Source organism: Streptomyces sp. SID13666 (assembly GCF_010548325.1).
GTDB classification, from domain to species: domain Bacteria; phylum Actinomycetota; class Actinomycetes; order Streptomycetales; family Streptomycetaceae; genus Actinacidiphila; species Actinacidiphila fildesensis.
In genome coordinates this window covers 64,398-83,014 of record NZ_JAAGLX010000009.1, presented here as the reverse complement: position 1 = coordinate 83,014, position 18,617 = coordinate 64,398, and the positions used below count along the sequence as shown (strand labels likewise).

Below are 18,617 nucleotides of genomic sequence, written 5' to 3'. Positions count from 1 at the left end.
GCGCGGCGAACCCGCTACTCGCTGCCGTTCACCGCAGCCGCCGGCCCGCCGTTCGACCCCGCCGTAGCCCCGATCGGCTCCACCAACACCGTGCCGATGCGGTTGCGGCGGCCTGCCTGGGTTTCTGCGGTGAGACGCAGAGCGGTCGGCTGGGCCGGGGTGTAGGCGCCGTCCTGCGGGAGTTCGACGAAGGCGGAGGCGCCGGGGATCGGGACGCGGCCGAGGGACTTGGCAAGGAGGCCGCCGACGGTCTCGACGTCGTCGTCGTCGAGTTCGACGCCGTAGAGGTCGCCGAGGTCGCCGATGTCGAGGCGGGCGGTGACGCGGTAGGAGCCGCCGCCGAGGTCCTCGACGGGCGGGACCTCGCGATCGTACTCGTCGGTGATCTCACCGACGATCTCCTCGAGGATGTCCTCGATGGTGACGATGCCGGCCGTGCCGCCGTATTCGTCGATGACGACGGCGACGTGGTTGCGCTCCTGCTGCATCTCGCGCAGCAGGTCGCCCGCGTTCTTGGTGTCGGGGACGAAGGTGGCGGGCCGCATGACGGACGAGACGAGATCGTTCTCGGCGTCGCGGTTGATGTGCACCCGGCGGGCGAGGTCCTTGAGGTAGACGACGCCGACGATGTCGTCCTCGCTCTCGCCGGTGACCGGGATGCGGGAGAAACCGCTGCGCAGCGCGAGCGTCATGGCCTGGCGGATGGTCTTGAAGCGCTCGATCATCACCAGGTCGGTGCGGGGCACCATGACCTCGCGGACGATGGTGTCGCCGAGTTCGAAGACGGAGTGCACCATGCGGCGCTCGTCGTCCTCGATGAGGGACTCGGACTCGGCGAGGTCGACCATCGCGCGCAGTTCGGCCTCACTCGCGAACGGGCCGCGCTTGAAGCCCTTGCCGGGGGTGAGGGCGTTGCCGAGGAGGATGAGCAGGCCGGGGATGGGGCCCATGATGCGGGCCAGCGGCAGCAGGACGTAGGAGGCCGCCGTGGCCGTGTTGAGCGGGTGCTGGCGGCCGATGGTGCGCGGGGAGACGCCGACCGCGACGTAGCTGACGAGCACCATGATGCCGATGGCGACGCCGAGGACCTGCCACGTCCGGTCGAAATGCCGGTCGCAGACGACCGTCACCAGGACGGCCGCCGCCATCTCGCAGCCGACCCGGACGAGCAGCGCCACGTTGAGGTAGCGGGTGGGGTCGGAGGCGACGGCCATGAGCTTGTCGGCGCCGCGCCGGCCGGTGCGGACGGACTCCTCGGCGCGGAAGCGCGAGGTGCGGGCGATACCGGCCTCGGCGCAGGCGGCGAGCCAGGCGACGACGACGAGCAGTACGGCGGAGAGGACCATCGCCGTCAGTGGGTGGTGGTCGGGGCCGGGGAGGGGCCCTCGATGCCGCGCTCGGTGCGCCAGCCGTCGAGGATGGCCTTCTGGAGGCCGAACATCTCGGCCTTCTGGTCGGCTTCCTCGTGGTCGTATCCGAGCAGGTGCAGCACCCCGTGGACGGTGAGGAGCTGGAGCTCCTCGTCCATGGAGTGCTGCGTCTCCGCTTCCTCGCCCTGCTTCTTCGCGACTTCGGGGCAGAGCACGATGTCGCCGAGGAGGCCCTGCGGGGGCTCCTCGTCGTCCTTCCCGGGGCGCAGTTCGTCCATCGGGAAGGACATGACGTCGGTCGGACCGGGGAGGTCCATCCACTGGATGTGCAGCTGCTCCATGGCGGCCGCGTCCACGACGATCACCGACAGTTCGGCGAGCGGGTGGATTCGCATGCGCTGGAGGGCGTAGCGGGCGATGTCGAGAACCGCCTGCTCGTCCATCTCCCAGCCTGACTCGTTGTTGACGTCGATCGCCATGGTGCGGTGCGACTACTCTCGGTTAGGGGGTACGGGCTTTGCCGCCGTTTGCGGCACTTCGCCCGGCGTTCCCGTCGTCGAAACGCTCGTACGCATCGACGATGCGCCCCACCAGCTTATGACGCACGACGTCGGTGCTCGTCAGGCGCGAGAAGTGGACGTCCTCGACGCCCTCCAGAATGTCCTGCACCTGTCGCAGACCGCTCTTCGTGCCGTTCGGCAGGTCGACCTGGGTGACGTCGCCCGTGATGACCATCTTCGATTCGAAGCCGAGCCGGGTCAGGAACATCTTCATCTGCTCGGCGCTGGTGTTCTGCGCCTCGTCGAGAATGATGAACGCGTCGTTCAGCGTGTTGTGCGTCAACAAGTAGTTCTCGGTGACGTAGAGCGAGTCGGCGGCTGCGACCTGGATGCACACCGCCTCCTCATAACCCGCGGGTTCGATGCTGTCGATGAAACGCATCGGCCGCCCGCCACCCCCGGCGGCCCGGTACTTCTCGAGCTTGCGCGTGAGCCGGAACGGGTCGATGCCTTCAGGCAGTCGGATATCGACGATGTGCGCGTCGCGGCGATGGAGGACGTCACGCCCGTTCGCCTTCCCCGGCGTCCGGCCCTCTGCGGCCCTGCGGCGCGTGTACGCGACGCCTCCCAACGACTGGACCAGCGCGATGACGTCGTCACGGAGCAGGATCGATGTCGTGGTGTATTGAATGCGGCACGTCCGTCCCGCCTGGGCCACCGGCCCCCCATCGGAGTCCAGCAGCCCTTGGAGCAGGGCCAGCCGCACATCCGCAGAGTTGTGGAGATAGTCGTCGGGCACGAACTTCGAACCCGACCTGTTGCCGAGCAGATCCAGGACGCGGAGGGCTCCGGTGACCGGATTCTCCAGGGTGACGACGTCGCCCGGTGCCCTCACACGGCTCAGGGTGTAGTTGACGCGGTCTTTCCACCGCACGTCGGTGCCGGGCAGAGCCGCTTCGAGGGCGGATACGAGTTCCGGGTCGTTGGTGGCGAACGACGGTGTGGTGGAACCGGTCAGACAGCCGTCGCCGAGCAGCAGGCCCAACGCGTACGGATTCATGGGAACGGCGCGTTCCGGGAAGCACACCGGCTGACTCAGCAGCGGCAACTCGTACCGGCGGGCGTGTGCGGCACGGAGGTTCCCGATCATCTCCTTGGTCTCGAGGACTCGCCAGGGCTTGTCCCGACGACGGTCGGACGCCGTTCTGACTGTCCAGAGATGGTCTCCGCAGCAGAGCGTCCAGGCCCCGTCCTGGGCCGTGAGCCGGTAGATCTGCTTCTTTCCCTGCGGGTACACACCCAGGACCGGAGTCGGCTCACCGTTCGATCCGACGACAAGATCGCCTACTGCCAGTTCCCCGATCGGACGGAAGCCGGACGGTGTCAGCACCTTGGTGAAGACCGGCTGAGCCCGGCCGCGCATGTACGCCAGGGGGGCGACCTCGATCGTCCCGGCGGCCATCAGGCGCGGGATGGTGTCGGGGTCGATCATGTCGTGCAGCGCGTCGACGAGCGGGCGCAGATATGGGTCGATCTTCTCGAAGAGCGTGCCGGGCAGGAAGCCGAGGCGCTCACCGGCCTCGACGGCCGGGCGGGTGAGGATGATCCGGCTGACCTGCTTGGCCTGCAGGGCCTGGATGGCCTTGGCCATGGCCAGGTAGGTCTTGCCGGTGCCCGCGGGGCCGATGCCGAAGACGATGGTGTTCTTGTCGATGGCGTCGACGTAACGCTTCTGGTTGAGCGTCATGGGGCGGATGGTGCGGCCGCGGTTGGACAGGATGCTCTGCGTGAGCACCTGTGCCGGGGTCTCCCCCGCCGGGTCGGCCGCGTTGCCGTTGGTACGCAGCATCGCGATGGACCTCTCCACTCCGTCTTCCGTCATCGGCTGGCCGGTGCGGAGCACCAGCAACATCTCGTCGAACAGCCGCTGGATGAGGGCGACGTCCTTGGGCTTCCCGGTCGCGCTGATCTCGTTGCCCCGGACGTGGATGTCGACGGCCGGGAAGGCCGTTTCGATCACACGGAGGAGGGCGTCTCCCGATCCCAGGACCGTCACCATGGGGTGCTTGGCCGGAACGACGAAGTGGGCGCGTGCCTGCGGCTGGTGCTGTGTCGGTGTCTGAGTCATGGGCCGGCTCGGAGCCTGGGAAACCCACCTTCTGATGACGACATGCCCGGTGAGGGCCTTGGAACACCAAGGGTACGTCGGTGACCCTTCTGGCCCGAGGGGTTTTACGCCGGGGTTTCGCGACCGGTTCCGTGACCAGTTCTGTGACGGGTGGGGTTTGACGCGGGCGGGCTCTGCCCCGGGCCCGTCCCGGGCTCAGCGCCTGCCCTTCCCCGCCGGTCCCGCCGGGCGCCGGAAGCCGATGGTCGGTACCGCCCGGGGCAGCGGGCCGGGCCGGGTGCCGGACGGCAGCAGCGCGTCGAGGAACGCGTACCGGCGCATCACGTCCTGGTCCTGCTCGTCGAAGGATTTGGCGTGCTGCCACCAGGCGGCGATCTCGATCCAGCCGGGGGCCGACAGCGAGCCGCCGAATTCCTGGACGGACAGGGACGCCGACAGGCAGGCGAAGGCGAGCCGGTCGGTGAGCGGCCAGCCGGCGAGGGAGCCGGTGACGAAAGCGGCGACGAAGACATCGCCCGCGCCCGTCGGGTCCAGCGCCTCGATCAGCAGGGCCGGGACCTCGGCGGTCTCGCCGGTCGCGGAGTCCACCGCGTACGCGCCCTCGGAGCCGAGCGTGACGACGGCCAGCGGCACCAGCTCGGCGAGCTTGCGGGCGGCGGCGCGCGGGCACTCGGTGCGGGTGTAGTGCATGGCCTCGGTGGCGTTCGGCAGGAAGGCCGCGCAGTGCTCCAGGTCCGCGAGGTCGGCCGGGTCCCAGCGGCCGGAGTCGTCCCAGCCCACGTCGGCGAAGATCCGGCTGCCGTGCCGGGCCGCGTGCCCGATCCACTCCTGGCCGGGGCCGCCGGGCTCCAGGGAGGCCACGCAGGCGCGGGCCGCGGGCGGGCACTCGGGGGCGGGTTCCTCGGGCGGCGGCGCCTCGTGGCCGTGCGAGACCATCGTGCGCTCGCCCTCGTAGGCCATGGAGACCGTGACCGGCGAGTGCCAGCCGGGGATCCGGCGGGACAACGTGAGATCGATGCCCTCCCCCGCCGCCAGGCTGTCCCAGCAGTAGTCGCCGTACATGTCGTCGCCGAAGGCCGCGGCCAGCTTGGTGCGCAGGCCGAGCCGGGCCAGGGCGGTGGCCATGTTGGCGATGCCGCCGGGGCTGGAGCCCATGCCGCGCGCCCACGACTCCGTGCCCCGCACCGGCGCGCTGTCCAGGCCGGTGAAGATGATGTCCAGGAAGACGGTCCCGGTCAGGTACACATCGGATGCCGGGTCTCCGGGAGAGCGGACCCCGGCCAGCGGATCGAATACGGGCTGGTCGTCCATGAACAACACTCTGCACGATGAGACGGACAGTGGAGGTCACAGACGCATGAGACTCGTGATTCTCGGTGGCGGCGGTTTCCGCGTGCCCCTGGTGTACCGGGCGCTGCTCGCGGACGCGGGTGCCCCCGGCGCCTGCCGTGAGCTGGTGCTGCACGACACGGATCCGGTGCGGCTGCGGGTCATGGCGTCCGTGCTGGCCGCACAGGCGGCCGGGGTGCCGGGCGCTCCGGCGGTCCGGATCGCCCAGGACCTGGACGACGCGCTGCGCGGCGCCGATTTCGTCTTCTCCGCCATCCGGGTCGGCGGCACGGCCGGCCGGGTGTGCGACGAGCGGGTGCCGCTCGCGGAGGGGGTGCTCGGGCAGGAGACCGTCGGTGCGGGCGGGGTGCTGTACGGGCTGCGGACGCTGCCGGTCGCGGTCGCCATCGCGGAACGGGTGAAGGCGCTGGCGCCCGACGCCTGGGTCATCAACTTCACCAACCCGGCCGGGATGGTGACCGAGGCCATGGCACGGGTGCTGGGCGGGCGGGTGATCGGCATCTGCGACTCCCCGGTCGGGCTCGTACGCCGCGCCGCGCGCGCCGCGGGCGCCGACCCGGACTCCCCCACGTTCCGCTACGACTACGTGGGCCTCAACCACTTGGGGTGGCTGCGCCGGATGTCGGACGGCGGCCCCGACCTGCTGCCGGGTCTGCTCGCCGATCCCGGGGCGCTGGACTCGTTCGAGGAGGGCAAGCTCTTCGGGGCACCGTGGCTGGCCGCGCTGGGGGCGCTGCCCAACGAGTATCTGCACTACTACTACTTCGAGCGGGAGGCGCTGGCGGCGGTGCGGTCGGCCGAGGCGACCCGCGGGGAGTTCCTGGACCGGCAGCAGGGCGCGTTCTTCGCCTCGGCGGCCGCTGCCGCGGACCGGCCGGCCGACGCGTACACCCTCTGGGACCGGACGCGGCTGGAGCGCGAGGAGACGTACATGGCGGAGAACCGTGCCGCCACCGGCGGCTGGCAGCGCGATCCCCACGACCTGGACGGCGGCGGCTACGACCGGGTCGCGCTGGCCCTGATGCGGGCCATCGCGCGCGACGAGCGGACCACGTTGATCCTCAACGTGCCGAACGGGACGACCGTCCCCGCGCTCGACGCGGAGGCGATCATCGAAGTGCCCTGCGAGGTGGGCGCCTTCGGTGCCCGGCCACTGCCGGTCGCGGCGCCCACCGAGCACCAGGCCGGGCTGATGCTCACCCTCAAGGCCGTCGAACGGTCGGCGATCGAGGCCGCCGCCTCGGGCTCCCGGGCGGCGGCCCTGCGGGCGCTGGCGCTGCATCCGCTGGTCGACTCCGTCGCGGTCGCGGGCCGCATCCTGGACGCCGGGCTGCCGCGGTAGTCCGGCGATACTCGGTGGGACGTGCTCCGGCCGGCCCGTGGGTGGGGCCGGCCGGTGCGTCGGGCCGTCTCGTCTGTCAGGCCGTCTCGTCTGTCAGGCCGTCTCGTCTGTCAGGCGGGTCAGGCGGGTCAGGCGGGTCAGGCGGGTCAGGCGGGTCAGGCGGGTCAGGCCAGCTTGCGGCAGAGCAGGGCGTCCGGGGTCCGGCGGGAGCCGACGCGGCCGGTGTAGGCGATACCGGCCGCGTACTCGTCGGTGGCGCACTGCCCCTTGTAGTTCCCGGACGCGAACTCGCCGCCGGGACCGCCGGCCGGGCGGTTGTCGCCCCGGTCGAACCAGACGGTGCGGCCGGCGGTGCCCAGCGCGGCACGCGCCGGGACGCACAGAGCCGCGGAGACGGCGGCACCGCGGACGCTGTAGCCGTCGAGGAACTGTCCCGCCGGGCATTCGAGCTTGGTGTAGCCGCCCGCCCAGTCGCCACTGCGGACGTAGCTCTCGTCGCGGACGACCGTGTACTCGGGGCCTGCCGACCGCAGGTCACCGGCGCCGGTGTCGGTGCACAGACCGCGGTTCCCGGTGTGCGCCAGGCCGATCAGCCGCTGCCCGTCGGGGCAGGTGGCCTTGCGGGCTCCGGAGTCCCAGTCGGGCCCGCCGCGCATCCGCAGGGACCGGACGGCGTCGGCGTTGTCCAGGTCGAGCATGTTCCAGCGGGCCGGTACCGCCACCTGCCCGGTCCGGGAGGGAGCGGTGATCAGGTGGTTCCAGGCGGCGGACCGCCAGTCGGGGCCGTCGAGGATTCCCGAGCGGTGCCCGGCCGCGTCGTAGCGCACGAGCGCGTAGGCGTCGCCCTGGCCGTTCCCGCTCCAGCCGACCACCGGCCAGTACGAGAAGTCGGTGTCGTTGGTGGCGAGGAAGTCGGTGAAGTTGGCGAACCAGGCGCGCGCCTTGGGGTCGTTCTCCTCGGTGCCGGTGCCGAACTCGCTCACCCACAGCGGCGCCGTGAAGTGCTGCCCCTCGGCGGTGATGAAGAACGCCTGCTGCTGCAGCACCGCGAACAGCTGGTCGCGGGTCATGTCCTGGTAGCGCGGGTCGTGCGTCTCGCCGGTGCCGTAGGCGCCGGTGTGGTTCGGGCCGGTGTATCCGTAGAAGTGCGCGGAGTACACGAGCTTTCCGGACCGCAGGAGGGTGTGGGAGAGCGTGCGGGCCGGTTCCAGGGTGGGGCGGCCGTGCGGGAGGCCGTCGGCCGGGATGCCCGTCCAGTTGATGCCCTCGATGATGATGAGCAGGTCCGGGTCGGCCTCGGTGAGGATCCGGTCGCCGGCCTCCTGGGCGGCGCTGAACCAGTCGTGGCCGTCGCCGCTGCCCCAGTTGGGGTCGTCGAGGATGGTGCGCCGTACCTCGTTGTAGAGGTCGGCGCCGACGACGCGCTGGTTGTCCTTGTAGCGACGGGCCATGAAGACCCAGTCGTCCTCCCACTGGGCGGTCGACTGGGAGGTGTTCCAGCGCTCGTTGCCGTCCAGGCCGCAGCAGAAGCGTGAGGTGTTGGTGTGGTTGTTCAGGACGACCGCGAAGCCGTCACCGGTCAGGGCCGTGATGACGGCGTCGTACACCTGCAGCGGTGTCTTCCCGCGCAGCTGCGGGTTGGCGGCGACGGCGGCGTCCGGGACGGGCGTCGTGTTGTGGATCATCTCGTTGGAGAACGGCAGCCGGATGCTGTTGATCCCGAGCTGGTGGTAGCTGCCCAGCAGGGCGGGCAGGCTCGCCCGGTCCAGCCCGACGGGCATGTTGTACGAGTCCTCGCCCGCGTGGTGGTTGGCCGGGTCGTTGATGTCGCCGCTTCCGGTCCAGCTGCCCTGCGCACCACCCCAGTTGGCGGACCTGAGCTTGAACCGGTCGCCGTGCGCGTCGACGATGTAGCGGCCCCGGGCGGACAGCGGTCCGGTCCAGGAGTCGGCGAGCTGGGCGGCGGTGCGCTGGGTCGCCGTGGGCTGGGCGGTGCTGTCGGGGAGGTCCGGCGCGGCCTGGGAGGCCGGTATCGCCGGGCCTGCGAGGAGCCCGGCCACCGTGGCCAGGACGAGGGTGGAACGAGCCAGGATTCTGTGCATCAATGCCTGCCTTCAGCTGGGTTGCCGAGGACCGCGACGCCGAACGGTTCGAGGGTGATCCGGCGCTGGGGGTCACGGTCCTGGTGCAGCAGATCCCGGCGTTCGCCGGGAAGGTCCACGACGTGGGTACCATCGGTGTGATGGAGCAGGAAGAGGATGTCGTACCCGTCCCCGGCGCGCACCGAGGCCTGCACCCCGGCCGGCAGCCCCGGCAGCACCGGGGTGACTCCCGCGTCGGCGAGGGCGCGCTCCAGGATGGCGCGCATCGTCGCCTCGTCCGGGCGGGTGGCGATGTAGCGGGCCGTTCCTGATCGGTACCCGTGGACCGTCGCCGCCGGGCGGCCGTCCCAGCCGGCCGGCGAAGAGCAGCTCGGGAGCGGCCCCGGTCAGGACCACGTCCTCGCGCCACAGGTCGGCACTGCTCCGCCCCTCATGGGAGGTGCCACCGTCGGCCGCCTCCCGCACGGGGAACGTCGCGCCCTCGTCGGCCGGCCAGAACTCCTCGACGTACAGGCCGAGTACATCGCGCAGGGGTGCCGGGTAGCCGCCCAGGTGGACGCGGTCGTGCTCGTCGACGATGCCGCTGAAGAAGGAGACGACGAGCGAGCCGCCGTCCGCGGCGAAGTGGGTCAGCCGCTCGGCGTGCTCCGCCGAGAGCAGATGGAGCCCGGGGGACGACCACCAAGTGGTACCCGGAGAGGTCGGCCGAGGGGTGGACCACGCCGACGCCGACGCCGAGGTCGACGCCGAGGTCGAGGTCGAGGTCGAGGTCGAGGTCGAGGTCGAGGTCGAGGTCGAGGTCGAGGTCGAAGAGGATCCACGCGGCCGACCCCGACAACTACATCACCTACACCGACCCCGGGGACGCCGGCACCGCAACAGCATGATCTGGCAGGCCGGCGGCTTCCCGTACAAGGTCGCCGGGACCACCGGTGTGACGGCCGACCTCAAGGGCGACCCCGGGGCCCGGAAGTGGGCGGGCGCCTACGGCTCGCTGCACGACGTCAGAACACCACGACCGAGCGCAGCACGTCGCCCTCGTGCATCCGCGCGAACGCCTTCTCGATGTCGCCGAGCCCGATCGTCTCGGTCACGAAGGCGCCCAGGTCGAGGCGGCCCTGCAGATGGAGGTCGATCAGCATCGGGAAGTCCCGCGACGGCAGGCAGTCCCCGTACCAGGACGACTTGAGTGCGCCGCCGCGCCCGAAGACGTCCAGCAGCGGCAGCTCCAGCTTCATTTCGGGCGTGGGCACGCCCACCAGCACGACCGTGCCCGCCAGGTCACGGGCGTAGAACGCCTGCTGGTACGTCTCAGGGTGGCCGACCGCCTCGATGACGACATCCGCGCCATTGCCGGCGGTCAGCTCCCGGATCGCCTCGACCGGGTCGGTGGAGCGGGAGTTGACGGTGTGGGTGGCGCCCATCCGCCGCGCCGTCTCCAGCTTCCGGTCGTCGATGTCGACGGCAATGATCCGGCCGGCGCCCGCGAGCCGCGACCCGGCGATGGCCGCGTCCCCGACGCCGCCGCAGCCGATGACGGCGACGGAGTCACCCCGTCCGACCCCGCCGGTGTTGATCGCGGCGCCGATCCCGGCCATCACACCGCAGCCGAGCAGACCGGCGACCGCCGGGGAGACCGCCGGGTCCACCTTCGTACACTGCCCCGCCGCGACCAGGGTCTTCTCGGCGAACGCGCCGATGCCGAGAGCTGGGGACAACACTGTTCCGTCCTCCAGCGTCATCTTCCTGCTCGCGTTGTGCGTGTTGAAGCAGTACTGGGGACGGCCGCGCAGACAGGCGCGGCACTGGCCGCACACCGCACGCCAGTTGAGGACGACGAAGTCGCCGGGCGCGACCTCCGTCACCCCCTCGCCGACCGACTCCACGATGCCGGAGGCCTCATGGCCGAGCAGGAACGGGAACTCGTCGTTGATCCCGCCCTGCTTGTAGTGCAGATCGGTATGACACACCCCGCAGGCCTGTACCTGGACCACGGCCTCGCCGGGCCCCGGATCCGGCACCAGGATCGTCTCGACGCGAACGGGTTCGTTCTTACCAGGCGCGATTACTCCGCGTACGTGCTGAGTCATGGATTCACCGTACGCCCGGACGGCCGCACCACGCAGGCACCGTGCCGCATCCGCCGGATCCCCGCGCGTAGACCATCCTTGACCAGCCATGATCATGGGTCTAGGTTCGCGGAATCACCCGACGTGCACATGACGTGAAGGAGCACCGCCATGCCCCGGACCCGAGCCCTGGCGCTCACCGCCGCGACCCTTGCGGTCGGCGCCACCCTCTACGGAATCGGCGGCGCCTCCGCCGGCAACTCGGTGCCGCGCAGCGACCAGCAGATCCCCAACCTCACCAACGTCGTCACCGAGATCAAGGCGTACTACGGCGACACCGTGGACGCCGCCGGTGAGCACAACGCGTCGCCGCAGAGCGGCTACGCGCAGCAGGTCGCGGGCATCGAGAGCAAGGCGAAGGACTACCTCAAGGACACCCTGCGGCACGAGGGTCATGGAGACGGGAACGGCTACGGGAGCGGGCACGGCGCCAAGCCCGCGATCGTCCTCGACGTCGACGACACGACGCTGCTCACGTACAACTACGAGCTGGAGGTGGGCTTCAACTACACGCCCGCCACCAACGACACGTACATCCGCACCAAGAACATGGCGCCGGTCTTCGGCATGCCGGACCTGGTCAACTGGGCCTCGGACCACGGCATCACGGTCTTCTTCCTGACCGGCCGCCCCGAGGCGCAGCGTGACCCGTCCACCGCCAACCTCGCCGTCGCGGGCTACAAGCCGGCCGCCGACGCCGCGCACTTCTTCCTGAAGAACAAGACGAGCCCGCCGGCGTACCTGCCGTGCGGTGCGACCTGCACGACGGTCGAGTACAAGGCGGGCACCCGCAAGCACATCGAGTCGCTCGGCTACAACATCGTCGCCAACTTCGGCGACCAGTACAGCGACCTCGAGGGCGGCTACGGGGACAAGACCTTCAAGCTCCCCAACCCCATGTACTTCCTGCCGTAGGCGCCCTGCTGCAAGCGCCTGCCCTAGGCGCACCGTCCGGCCCGGCCGCGGCTCCGAGGGGCCGCCGGCCGGGCCGACGTCATCAGTCGAAGACGTACGCCTCGACCTCGGCGAGGTAGCGCGCCCGCAGGGCCTCGTCCCCGTCGAGGAAAGCCGCCTCGAAGGAGTTGCGGGCCAGCCCGCGCACCGTCTCGTCGTCCAGGCCGAGCGCGGCACGGACCGCCTCGTAGTTGTCCTCGGCGTACCCGCCGAAGTAAGCGGGGTCGTCGGAGTTGACGGTCGCCAGCAGACCGGCGTCGAGCATCGCGCGCAGCGGGTGGTCCTCGATGCGGTCGATGCAGCGCAGCCGGACGTTGGAGAGCGGGCACAGCGTGAGCGGGATGCGGTCGCGGACGAGCCGGGCGACCAGTTCCGGGTCCTCCAGGGAGCGCAGGCCGTGGTCGACGCGCTCGACGCCGAGCACGTCCAGGGCCTCCCAGATGTACGCCGGCGGGCCCTCCTCGCCCGCGTGGGCGACGCGGCGCAGCCCTTCGGCGGCGGCCCGCTCGTAGACCTCGCGGAACTTCGACGGCGGGTTGCCGACCTCGGCGGAGTCCAGGCCGACGGCGGAGATCCGGGACAGGTACGGCTTGGCCGACTCGAAGGTGTCCAGTGCGGACTGCGCGGACTCGTCGCGCAGGAAGCACATGATCAACTGGGTGCTGATGCCGTGCCGTTCCCGCCCGGCGTCCAGCGCGCGGGACAGCCCCTCGACGACGGTGCCGATGTCGACGCCGCGCGCGGTGTGCGCCTGCGGGTCGAAGAAGATCTCGGCGTGCCGTACGCCCTGTTCCGCGGCGCGCGCGAGATAGGCGTCGGCCAGGTCGGCGAAGTCCTCCTCGGTGCGCAGGACGGCCATCAGCGCGTAGTACAGGTCCAGGAAGGACTGCAGGTCCGTGAAGGAGTAGGCGCGGCGGAGCTCGTCGGCGTCGGCGTACGGCAGCGAGATCCCGCCGCGCGCGGCGAGCGCGAAGGCCAGTTCCGGCTCCAGGGTGCCTTCGATGTGGAGGTGCAGTTCAGCCTTGGGAATGGGCACGGGGGAATCACTTCACAGTCGGTACGGCGGCGAGGGGTCGTACAACGGTACAGGTCAGCGCGGTGCCGGCCGCGCGCGCCGCTGTCCGGGGCAGCGCTTTCGGCCGGTGGCGGGGCGTCAGCCGGTTGCGGGGCGTCGGCCGGTTGCGAGCGTCAGCCGGGGCAGGAGCTGCTGCCACCCAGAGCGGCCATGGCGAGGCCGACCTGCGTGGGCGTCAGGGCGGGCTCGGGCAGCGGGTGGGCGCGCTCGGCGCGGAAGCCGTCGAGCAGCAGCGCGAGATGACGCCGCCAGGCGCGCGGTGCGACCTCCCGGGTGGCCTGGGTGATCCGCGCCTGCGACCAGATGAGGAAGGCCAGGTCCTCGGGCGTGAGATCGGGGCGTACGGCGCCGGCCCGCTGGGCCCGGTGCAGGATGTCGCGGCTGAGCTCGAAGGTGCGCAGCCGCAGCCGTTCCACCTCGGGTGACGACGGCAGCCGCATGGACGCCAGGTCGTTGAACCCCCGGTCGCCGGCCTGCAGCGCGCACATGTCCTCCAGATACCCGGCGAACCCTTCCCAGGGATCCTCGGCGGCGGCCCCGCGCTCGGCCGCCGCCAGCCACTCGGCGAGCTTCTCGGCGAAGATCGCCTCGATGACGTCGAGCCGGGTCGGGAAGTGCCGGTAGAGGGTGCCGATGGCGACCCCGGCGCGCTTGGCGATCGACTCCAGCGGCGCGTCGATGCCGTCCTGCGCGAAGGCGGTGCGGGCGACCGCGATCAGTGCGTCACGGTTGCGCTGCGCGTCGCGCCGCAGGACACGCTTCGGGCAGCGAGAGCGGTCGGAGTCGGACATGTCCGCCAGTCTACCGAACCGGAGGCATGCCTCAGGTTCGGTGGTACGGTATTCAACCTGAGGAACATGAGGGTTGCCTCAGGTTCGTCCCCACATCCCGGAAAGAGTCCCCGCCATGAACACCGTTCTCTGGGTCCTGCAGGGCGTTCTCGCCGCCGCCTTCCTCGCGTCCGGACTGATGAAGGTCACTCAGCCCAAGGAGAAGCTCGCCGGCACGATGAAGTTCGTGAACGACTACTCGGCCGGGATGGTCAAGCTCATCGGCGCGGCCGAGGTCCTCGGGGCGATCGGCCTGATCCTCCCGGCCGCGACGGACATAGCGCCGATCCTCACCCCGATCGCCGCCGCCGGCCTCGCGGTGACGATGGCGGGCGCCGCGAACTACCACCTCCGCAAGAAGGACACGGCGAAGGAGGTCCTCCCGTCGGTCGTTCTGCTGGTCCTCGCCGTGGTGATCGCATGGGGCCGCTTCGGGCCGTACTCCTTCTGACCCGGCCCTCGCGTCACACCCTTACGTCGCCGTGATCTTGAGGGTGTGGACGATCTGGTCGGCCGCCGCCGTCATCAGGTCGGCGAGGCCGGGCGCCGTCCAGGAGACGAGGACCATGACCGCGCTCTCGATCCCGGGCGGCCGCACGCCGTAGGTGACCGTCTCCATCAGGGAGCGCTCACCGCTCTGCCCGGTCCCCCGGCCGGCCAGCCCCTGGCGGATGCGGACGGCCGGTCCCGCCGGAAGCATGGCCCGCTCCACCTCCGGCTCCTGGAAGTCACCGGTCGCGAAGACCTCGGTGATCCAGTCCAGCGTGATCGACGGCACCTTGTCGTCGGGGTGGACGACATCCACCTCCAGCACCGCGAGCGCCTCCTCGAACCCCTCCGGATACAGCCCGAACGCGAACACCGGCTCCCGCCCCCGGCTGTCGGCGGCCCGCTCCCGCAGGTCGTACATGAGCGCGTCGGCGTCGACCTCCGCCGGCGCCGCCGCGAGCTTCCCGGCCTGCTCCAGCGCCCACGCGCCGAGGTCGATGCCCGGCTCCAGGGGCAGCGGGATCCAGTCCTCGGGACATTCGATACCGACGTTCCACGTGTCGTCGTTCACTGGCTCATGCGCTCCACTTCAGGGACAGCGCCACGGCGTCGAAGAGATCCGCCATCGCGTCGGCGATCGGGTCGAGGGGCGTGGAGAAGGACAGCAGCAGATACGCCTCCGAGCCCGGCACCGGCACGTGATAGTCCACGGACGTGACCGGCAGCGCGCCGCCGGACGGATCGTCCGCCGCCGGAACCGTCCGGGCCCTGGTCCGCACCGACGAACCGGCCGGCAGGTCCTCGACCGTCACCTGGTACCCGTCAGGACCACCCCGCTCCGCCAGAAACCCGGCCAGGTCGTCCACCGGCACCCCCGACCCCAGGCTCTCCTGCGGCACCAGCGTGACCAGCAGCGACGCCGGAACCGTCAGCGCACCGGCCGACTGCAGGCTCATGTACAGCTCGATCCCGCCGTTCCGGTACGCCTCCAGCGCCCGGCCGCGCAGCTCGTCGCGCACCTGCTGCTTGATGATCGGCGCATCGTCGATCCCTCGGAACTGCCGCTCCACGAGCGCGTCGACCGCGCCCTCCCGCCGCTCCGGATCGAGGTCGATCCGGAACCAGCCGTCCGGGAGCAGGAGTTGGTAGTCACTCGGCGAATCGGCCGGTGTCATGAACGTGGCTCCTGTCGAGAAGTGTTGTCCGGTGCCTGGCCCTGGGCCGGGCGGTCGAGCCGCAGGCGGCTGCGCAGGCTGTGGCTGATCTCCGGTCCCGCCGTGCCGCAGAACGCCAGTGCGCCCGACGCCACGACCAGCCATCCGATCGCCGGATGCGCCCCGGTCACGGACAGGCCCGTGCCGAGGGTGAGGAGCGAGAACAGCGGCACCAGGAACGCGGTCGAGTCACCGATGACTCCCCCGTGGAAACTCGTGATCCGCCGGGCTTGCTTGGCCTCGACGGGGGCCATCTGCACGCTGTCCGCCCGCGCCAGCTGGTCCTGCGGCCACTGCTTGCCCTTGCCGAGCGGGCGGTCTTCCACCGGCCGCCCGACGGCCGCCACGAACTCCGTCCACCGGGCGCCGCCTTCCGCACCGCCGAACCACCAGTTCCAGGGAAGGGCGGCGCGCACCTGGCCGCCGCTGCCCTGCAGTTCGACGCCGAGCGGCGTGCCGTCCGCCGGGGCCAGGAAGCGGACCACCCGGTCCACCGAGTGCGGGCCCGAGCGCGGCAGCCAGCGCTCACCCCCCAGGCTGTCGACCATCACGATGTCCCCGCTCTGCACCCGCACCATCGCGGTAGTACAGAAGCGCGTGGTCGCGCCGGCACCGCCGGGCGGGCAGGGGTTCAGCCGGGCGCGCACGCCGAGGTCGTCGCGGCGCTCCTTCCCACGGGCACGGAGCCGGAGCGTCGCGGTGGCGACCGGCAGCGCGAGCAGGGCGAGGCCGGACACCGCCAGCAGCCACGGAGCGCTGTCGCGCAGCATGAGGCCGAGCAGGAAGGCGACGGCCCAGAGCAGCATGCCGGTTCCCCGGGCCACCGAGTGCCAGACGGGCACCGTGTCGTAGAAGCGGATGTCCTTGTCGCCCCCGCCACTCGAACCCGCCAGCAGCGGATCGTCCGGCTCGTGAACCCGGTGGACGGGAATCCCGGACTCCTTCAGCAGCCCCGCCAGCCCGGTCCGCTCCAACAGCTTCTCGCCGCGCAGGGGATGCGGTTCCACCAGCCCGGATTCGGGCAGCCACTCGGCGAGCGGGATCCGCCATACCGTGCGCCCGTCCCCGTCCTGCAGGTCGACGACGCCCCAGCGGCCCGTGAGTGGCAGCCCCATCTGCCGTGCGGCGTCGAGGCCGAGCAGGTCGGCGTGGACGGCGCGCCGGATGCCTCCGGTGCCGATCGCATGGCGGCGTTCCGTTCCCCGGGGGGAACGGACCACCAGGTCCCGGCCGTCCCGGTAGATCCGCGCGTGGCGGACGACCTCCAGGCCGGGAGGCCGCCGGGCCGACGGCCGCAGCGCCGGCTCCGCGATGCCCGCGGTCCCGTTCCCGACAGGTACCAGCTGCGGATCAGTCACCGATCTCCCTGACTGTGGAGTCCTTCAGTCCCAGCGCGTCACCGGCGCCGGCCTTGTCCGCCGCGTCGATGCCCGAGGCGATGCCGGTCGCACCGATCCATATCCTGGTCTGGGTCTTGAAGACGTCCGCCCCCGCGTGGACCGCGCCGTTGGCGATGTTGCCGACGTTGGCGCGGGCCAGGTTGGCCGCGTCCGTGGCGAGTCCCGTGTCGCCCACTGCGGCACGTACGCCGGTCCAGGTGTTGCCGTGGAACAGCTGGGGAACGTCGCGGAAGGCCTTGAGGTCCTTGACGCTCTGCCAGCTCTCCTTGGCGATCTTGACGGGGTTGACCGCGTCACCGACGCGGCCCCAGCCGGGGAACCAGCCCTTCGGCGCGTTCTTCATGGCGTTCGCGGCATCCTTGCCGCGGGCGGCTCCGCCGGACTCGCGGTTGGCGATCTTCCAGGCCTTGGCCACCTGTTTCTGGTACGCCTTGGTGCCCTTCTTCAGACCGTTCGCGACCGCGCTCTCCATGATCGATTTGTAGCGGGCCGAGCGCGCCAGCGCCCGCGTCCCCGCCGACGCGCCGCGCGCGCCCGCGATCGCGCCGCGGCCGATGCCGAAGGTGGCGAGGCCCACGACGTCGAGGGCGACATCGAACCAGTTGCCGTCGCCGGACAGCGCCAGCAGGACGTGCGCGACGAGCGAGACGAGCGTGGCGACCAGGGCGATCGTGCCGAGGATGCCCGCGAGGGCCTGGCCGATGATGGGGATCCAGCCGACGAGGAGCGAGAGCGTGCCGCAGATCGTGGCGACCCAGCCCGCGATGTCGGCGATCTTCCCGATGATGTCGGCGTGCTCGTGGACCCAGCCCTTGAACTTGTCCCAGCGGCTGTCCTTCAGGCCGTCGTGGTCGATGGCGTGGCGGATCGCGTCGGCTGCCGCCTTCGCGGCGTGGTCGCGGATGTCCTTCGCCCGCTGCAGGTCCTTCTTGGCCTCGCCGATCGCGCCTGCGGCGGCGTCCTGCTTGGCCTTGAGCTTGACGGCCGTCGGGTCGTCCTTGGGGGTGTCAGCGGGCTGTTGGGAGATCGCCCGCTGCGCACCGGAGTGCTCGGTGTCGGCGTCCTGGGCGTCGCGCAGGGCCTTGTCGGCGATCTTCTGCGCACGGTGCAGCTCGCGCGCGTACGGGCCGCCGGTCACGCCGTCGCCGGCGTCCTCCCCGAGGGCCTTGGCCGCCTCGTCGTAGCGGTGGAACGCCTTGCGGAGCTTGTCCGACGCCTTCGACGCCTGGTCGCGGAACTCGTCCGCGACCTTGCCCTTCCAGGCCTCGACGGAGGCGAGCGCCTTGATCTCGCGGGCCTCGCGCTCGATCGACTCCGCCGTCTTCCGCAGCTCCCGGCCCAGCCGGGCCACCGTGTCCGGGTCCCCCGGGACCGGGTCACCGTGCTCGCCGAGGACTTCCCAGCCGTACGAGGGGCGGGTCATTTCTTGTCCTCCCCGCGCAGCGCCTTGGCGAGTTCGGAGTCCACCTGGTCGTATGTGTCCGCCGCCTGTTCGGTGATCTTGGCGAGCTTCTCCAGTTCCTCCGTCAGCTTCGTCCGGTGGACCTTCCAGTTGCTGCCGAAGTCATGGAAGACATCCGTGAGGAGGTCGGAGCCGATCTCCGCCCGGCCGTAGCCGTCCGCCGGGTTCGCGTGCTTGTCGAACTCGTCGTGGACGCGCTTGAGCGCGGCCGAGCACTGCCGTATCCGTAGCGTGTCCGCAGCAAGATCCGGTTCCCCCATGGCTGTCCTCCG

At 71.0% G+C, this 18,617-nt stretch carries 17 protein-coding genes and 1 pseudogene; 3 read left to right on the top strand and 15 right to left on the bottom strand.

All coding sequences use genetic code 11. From position 1 onward, the window contains the following. Positions 1–14 precede the first annotated feature (14 nt). The 4 genes from G3I60_RS15125 to G3I60_RS15110 form a co-directional block, all read right to left on the bottom strand. The gene (locus G3I60_RS15125) at positions 15–1,346 is read right to left on the bottom strand and encodes a hemolysin family protein (RefSeq protein ID WP_138353186.1); all 1,332 of its coding nucleotides are present in this window, start codon (positions 1,344–1,346) and stop codon (positions 15–17) included. Between the two features lie 5 nt (positions 1,347–1,351). Next, positions 1,352–1,849: an rRNA maturation RNase YbeY gene (gene ybeY, locus G3I60_RS15120; RefSeq protein WP_138353185.1), complete on the bottom strand. Its 498-nt coding sequence runs from the start codon at positions 1,847–1,849 to the stop codon at positions 1,352–1,354. Between the two features lie 22 nt (positions 1,850–1,871). After that, positions 1,872–3,998 (bottom strand): PhoH family protein, encoded by a 2,127-nt coding sequence (locus G3I60_RS15115; protein WP_164293996.1) that lies wholly within the window; start codon positions 3,996–3,998, stop codon positions 1,872–1,874. A gap of 195 nt (positions 3,999–4,193) precedes the next feature. Then, positions 4,194–5,309 carry a carbohydrate kinase family protein gene (locus G3I60_RS15110; protein ID WP_138353183.1) on the bottom strand — a complete coding sequence of 372 codons (1,116 nt, stop codon included), beginning with the start codon at positions 5,307–5,309 and terminating at the stop codon, positions 4,194–4,196. Between the two features lie 46 nt (positions 5,310–5,355). On the opposite strand from G3I60_RS15110, the gene G3I60_RS15105 reads away from it, so the two are divergent. After that, positions 5,356–6,690, top strand: coding sequence for a 6-phospho-beta-glucosidase (locus G3I60_RS15105; protein ID WP_138353182.1), 1,335 nt, complete (start codon positions 5,356–5,358; stop codon positions 6,688–6,690). 164 nt (positions 6,691–6,854) lie between these two features. Here the strand turns inward: G3I60_RS15105 and G3I60_RS15100 are convergent, their stop codons facing one another. The 4 genes and pseudogenes from G3I60_RS15100 to G3I60_RS15090 all read right to left on the bottom strand — a co-directional run bounded on the left by G3I60_RS15100 (position 6,855) and on the right by G3I60_RS15090 (position 10,882). Next, complete coding sequence (locus G3I60_RS15100) at positions 6,855–8,792, bottom strand: glycoside hydrolase family 5 protein (protein WP_164293995.1); 1,938 nt, start codon at positions 8,790–8,792, stop codon at positions 6,855–6,857. Further along, positions 8,792–9,058 (bottom strand): Beta-galactosidase C-terminal domain, encoded by a 267-nt coding sequence (locus G3I60_RS44600; RefSeq protein ID WP_203672989.1) that lies wholly within the window; start codon positions 9,056–9,058, stop codon positions 8,792–8,794. The genes G3I60_RS15100 and G3I60_RS44600 overlap by 1 nt, the downstream gene beginning before the upstream one ends. A gap of 166 nt (positions 9,059–9,224) precedes the next feature. Further along, positions 9,225–9,425, bottom strand: a pseudogene (locus G3I60_RS44595) (beta-galactosidase trimerization domain-containing protein); the annotation flags it as partial. 371 nt (positions 9,426–9,796) lie between these two features. Further along, positions 9,797–10,882: an S-(hydroxymethyl)mycothiol dehydrogenase gene (locus G3I60_RS15090; RefSeq protein ID WP_164293994.1), complete on the bottom strand. Its 1,086-nt coding sequence runs from the start codon at positions 10,880–10,882 to the stop codon at positions 9,797–9,799. Between the two features lie 150 nt (positions 10,883–11,032). On the opposite strand from G3I60_RS15090, the gene G3I60_RS15085 reads away from it, so the two are divergent. Beyond that, a complete protein-coding gene (locus G3I60_RS15085; RefSeq protein ID WP_164293993.1) occupies positions 11,033–11,836 on the top strand; it encodes an HAD family acid phosphatase in 804 nt (267 codons plus the stop codon). An 82-nt stretch (positions 11,837–11,918) separates the two neighbouring features. On the opposite strand, the gene G3I60_RS15080 is transcribed toward G3I60_RS15085, so the two are convergent. After that, positions 11,919–12,911 (bottom strand): adenosine deaminase, encoded by a 993-nt coding sequence (locus G3I60_RS15080; protein ID WP_138353178.1) that lies wholly within the window; start codon positions 12,909–12,911, stop codon positions 11,919–11,921. A gap of 152 nt (positions 12,912–13,063) precedes the next feature. Then, a complete protein-coding gene (locus G3I60_RS15075; protein ID WP_164293992.1) occupies positions 13,064–13,741 on the bottom strand; it encodes a TetR/AcrR family transcriptional regulator in 678 nt (225 codons plus the stop codon). Positions 13,742–13,856: 115 nt separating this feature from the next. Here G3I60_RS15075 and G3I60_RS15070 point away from each other — a divergent pair, with 115 nt between their 5' ends. Next, positions 13,857–14,231: a DoxX family protein gene (locus G3I60_RS15070; RefSeq protein ID WP_164293991.1), complete on the top strand. Its 375-nt coding sequence runs from the start codon at positions 13,857–13,859 to the stop codon at positions 14,229–14,231. Between the two features lie 21 nt (positions 14,232–14,252). Here G3I60_RS15070 and G3I60_RS15065 read toward each other — a convergent pair whose 3' ends face one another. From G3I60_RS15065 to G3I60_RS15045, 5 genes are read right to left on the bottom strand one after another with little or no spacing between them, the layout of a single operon-like run. Next, a complete protein-coding gene (locus G3I60_RS15065; protein ID WP_164293990.1) occupies positions 14,253–14,840 on the bottom strand; it encodes a hypothetical protein in 588 nt (195 codons plus the stop codon). A 4-nt stretch (positions 14,841–14,844) separates the two neighbouring features. Then, entirely contained in the window at positions 14,845–15,444 is a 600-nt protein-coding gene (locus tag G3I60_RS15060) for a hypothetical protein (RefSeq protein ID WP_138353174.1), read from the bottom strand. Next, positions 15,441–16,841, bottom strand: coding sequence for a hypothetical protein (locus G3I60_RS15055; protein ID WP_164293989.1), 1,401 nt, complete (start codon positions 16,839–16,841; stop codon positions 15,441–15,443). The genes G3I60_RS15060 and G3I60_RS15055 overlap by 4 nt, the downstream gene beginning before the upstream one ends. Then, positions 16,834–18,306 carry a putative T7SS-secreted protein gene (locus tag G3I60_RS15050; RefSeq protein WP_203672988.1) on the bottom strand — a complete coding sequence of 491 codons (1,473 nt, stop codon included), beginning with the start codon at positions 18,304–18,306 and terminating at the stop codon, positions 16,834–16,836. Before G3I60_RS15050 ends, G3I60_RS15055 begins: the two co-directional genes overlap by 8 nt. After that, the gene (locus G3I60_RS15045; protein WP_138353172.1) at positions 18,303–18,605 is read right to left on the bottom strand and encodes a hypothetical protein; all 303 of its coding nucleotides are present in this window, start codon (positions 18,603–18,605) and stop codon (positions 18,303–18,305) included. Before G3I60_RS15045 ends, G3I60_RS15050 begins: the two co-directional genes overlap by 4 nt. Positions 18,606–18,617 lie beyond the last annotated feature (12 nt).